Raw genomic sequence first — 3,909 nt, 5'->3', positions numbered from 1 at the left:
TTTAATAGCCAATGAAAAAATAAAAGTTATCATAGGTAATCCTCCTTATTCAGCTGGAGCAAATAGCGAAAATGATAATAATGCAAATATTTCTCATCCAAATTTAGAAAAACGCGTCAAAGACACTTATGGCAAAGAATCAAATGCAAATTTAGCTAAAAATACTAGAGATACACTAATCCAAGCAATCCGTATGGCAAGTGATAAAATAAAAGATAATGGCATCATAGGCTTTGTGGTAAATGGAAGCTTTATAGATGCAACAAGTGCGGATGGCTTTAGAAAATGTGTAGCTAAAGAATTTAGTGATATTTATATTTTAAATTTAAGGGGTAATTTAAACTCTCAAATGAAGAAATTATCTAAAGGAGAGGGTAATAACATATTCAATGCTAAAATAGGAGTTGCCATAGTATTTTTTATAAAAGACACAAATGCTAAAACAAATAAAATTCATTATTATGATATAGGAGATTATCTAGATAGACAAAGCAAACTTGATAAATTAGAAAATTTTAAAAGCATAATAAATGTGCCTTTTATAAATATAATCCCAAATGAAAAAGGCGATTGGATCAATCAAAGAGGAAAAGACTTTGATAATTTAATGCCTTTAAAAAGTAATAAAAATGAATATGGAATTTTTATTATAAATTCTTGTGGTGTATTAACTGGGCGTGATAGCTGGGTTTATAATTTTTCCAAAGAAAAGCTTGAAAATTCTATGCAAAAATGCATAGCTACTTATAATGAAGACTTAGCTAAATTTGATCATCAAGCATTTTTAGAAAAAAATAAAAATATTAAAAAATCAGAACTTTATAATGAGCTAAGTGATAAAGATTTAACTGGGGATAAAACTAAAATTTCTTGGACTGGCTCGCTTAAGAATAAAATCATCAGCAATAAAACAATAAAAAAATTTAACGAAGAAAATATAAGAATTAATTTTTATAGTCCCTTTACTAAAAAATATCTTTACTGGGATAAAACTTGGAACGAAAGACAATATCAATTGCCAAAGTTATTCCCTAAAAATACAGATGAAAATTTGCTAATAAATACTACTAAAGGAAATTTTTCAGCTTTAATATCTGAGAATATACCTGATTACCACTTTATAGGCGATACTCAAGCTTTTCCACTTTATTTTTATCAAGAAGATGGAAGCAAAGAATACGCTATAAGTGATTTTGCTTTAGATGAATTTAAAAAACAATTAAAAGATGAAACTATAAACAAAGAAGATATATTTTATTATATATATGCTATTTTAAATCACAAAGGCTATTTAGAAAAATACAAATTTGAACTTTCAAAAGAAGCTCCAAGAGTGCCTATAAGTAAAGATTTTAAAAACTTAAGCATTTTGGGTAAAAAACTAGCCACTTTACATTTAAACTATGAAAACAATGAGATGTTTAAAGAAGTAGAATTTAAAGATGGTATCTTAGCTGATATAAGCAATGATGAATTTTACAAAGTCACTAAGATGAAAAAACTAGGAAATGATATTTTTTATAATCAAAATATCACTATAAAAAATATACCAAATATTGCTTATGAGTATAAAATCAATGGCAAAAGTGCGATTGATTGGATTATCGATAGATACCAAATAAGCATAGATAAAAAAAGTTTAATAGAAAATAATCCAAATGATTATCAAGGTGGTAAATATATCTATGAACTTCTTTTAAAAATCATTGATTTATCTATAAAAAGCGTTGATTTAATAAATGAGATTAGTAAAATGGAGTGTGAGTGAAAATATATGAGTAACAATGGTATTGATTTTGCAGATTTTATTTTTATAAATAGAAATGAATGCAAGAAAAAAATAGAAGAAATTTTTAAAGAAAATAAGGATAAGCCTATCGCTATTGCAATCAATGGAAAATGGGGTGTGGGAAAGAGCTATTTTTGGAAAAACGAAATGACTCCGTTTTTAAAGAAAGAACTAGACATAACTCCTATATATACCTCAGTTTTTGGAAAAAAAGATGAAAATGAAATCATTAAAGACTTAGTGTCTCAATTTTTAACAATAGAAAATAAAAATGCAGATAATATAAGAGATTTTATAGAAGGAACATTTAAATTTTTTGGTAAAAACATAGATATGGATTCGTTGTTTAAATTTTTTAAAAAAGAACATATGAAAAATACCATTGTTTGCATAGATGATTTTGAAAGATTATCAGATAAAATTCCAGTGCAGGATGTTTTAGGATTGATTTCTGAACTTAAGGAGAATAAAGAGTGTTCTGTAGTTGTTATCTATAATGAAGATGAATTATTTAAAAACGATAATTTTAATCAAGAAAATAATAAAGATAAATCTAAAATAACAAAAGAAAAAATGATATTTGAAAAATACAAAGAAAAAGTATTTGATTTTCAAATCAAATTTGCTCCATCATCAATAGAGCAATTTTCCATTTTTATGTCAGAAAAATTAGAAAAAAATTTTGATGCTTATAAATATTTTCCTGATATTATAAACATAGATAAACTTTTACAAACTCATAATTTTACAAATTTAAGAGAATTAAATAGAGTAAATTGTACTTATCAAACTCTTTTAAAAGATTTTTCTTTAGAAAAATATCCATCAAAAGAATTTAAAAATATATATAATTATATACTTTATCCAATAGCTTATGCTTATCATTTTGGACTTAAACCTGAATATTTTGAAAAAAACAATATAAAAGGAACTACAAATTTAAGTTCCCCGCACACTTCAATATATAGTAATTTATTAAAAGAGCTATTATCTTATTTAAAAGATGGTTTTGAAATCATGCAAAAAACTAGTTTTTTATATATTCTGCAATTATTTCCTAATCCAAATGGATATACGCCTATACAAGAATGTAAAATTTTTTTATTAAATTTTGTTAAAAAAATTATCGATGATACTAATTTTCACATGGAATATATCAAAGAATTAAACGATAAAACATCACTCGAAGAAGCTTCAATTTGTTTTTTCTTAAAACATAAAAATGATATCAAAAGCATTCCATATATGTTTGGATATAGAATATTAAATTATGCTTTTAATGATGAAGATAGTTTTGAGCTTAAAAGAACAAAAAGTTTTGCTTTAGACTTAGTAATAAAAAAACATGAAAAAGAAGTATTGGATTTATTTAATCAATGGTGTAATAAAGCTCATGAAGCAATAATTAATAATAAAAACGAACAAGAATATTTTTGGATTAATAAATTTACTTTTTATCTTCCATTAGAAAGTTTATCTAAAAAATTAAATATTCCAATACCTCAAAATAAGTTAGTAGAATTGTTTATTAAAAACTGATTTTACTAAGCAATTATAATTTTTATTCTTAAGATAATATATTATCAAAAAAGCAATATAATCTTTTATTCAATGATTAATTATTGTGAAATATTACTGAAAATTACTAACTAGTTATGATATTTAAAAAAGCATATAAAGAAAAGAGATAATTTTGATCTATATTTACAACTAATACAAAAAAGATTTACTAAGCAAAATCTACAATCTTTCACAACCCAACAAAACAAGCTCATAAATCGATTTTAATTATTTAATGCTAGGTTGATATTGCTTTATAGTAGATTTTTGATTTTAAGCTTATTTTTGTTTATATTTGGCGGTATTTAATTGCAATAAAATCTTTATAATATTTTCAAAGTCTTCAATATCTTCATTTAATAAAGCACATTTATTGCTTAATATGGCATATTTATAAGCATTGATAATATCTAAATCAGGATATTTTTCTTGTAAGCTTTTTATTTTACTTGATTGCTTTACTCTAGCAAGTTTTGATTTATAGAGATTTTTATATTTATCATAAAGTGAAGAACTAATGCCAATTAAAGCACCTTCATTTTTGGTTTCTTTAAAGACTC

General features: G+C 23.9%; 2 protein-coding genes and 1 pseudogene. 2 read left to right on the top strand and 1 reads right to left on the bottom strand.

What is annotated here, in order from left to right; translation table 11 throughout:
• Both L8V85_RS08230 and L8V85_RS08225 read left to right on the top strand, forming a co-directional pair.
• Positions 1 to 1,768, top strand: a 1,768-nt coding sequence (locus tag L8V85_RS08230) for a type ISP restriction/modification enzyme (RefSeq protein ID WP_318529737.1), incomplete at its 5' end; no start/stop codon positions are given.
• A gap of 6 nt (positions 1,769 to 1,774) precedes the next feature.
• Positions 1,775 to 3,328, top strand: a complete 1,554-nt coding sequence (locus L8V85_RS08225; protein WP_263737818.1) for a KAP family NTPase — start codon at positions 1,775 to 1,777, stop codon at positions 3,326 to 3,328.
• Between the two features lie 300 nt (positions 3,329 to 3,628).
• Here the strand turns inward: L8V85_RS08225 and L8V85_RS08220 are convergent.
• A pseudogene (locus tag L8V85_RS08220) lies at positions 3,629 to 3,909 on the bottom strand (hypothetical protein); the annotation flags it as partial.

It is taken from the genome of Campylobacter sp. IFREMER_LSEM_CL2090, from assembly GCF_025771865.1.
Lineage (GTDB): Bacteria > Campylobacterota > Campylobacteria > Campylobacterales > Campylobacteraceae > Campylobacter_D > Campylobacter_D lari_D.
Note: the sequence above shows the minus strand (reverse complement) of the source record. Positions and strands in the feature narration are given on the sequence as shown.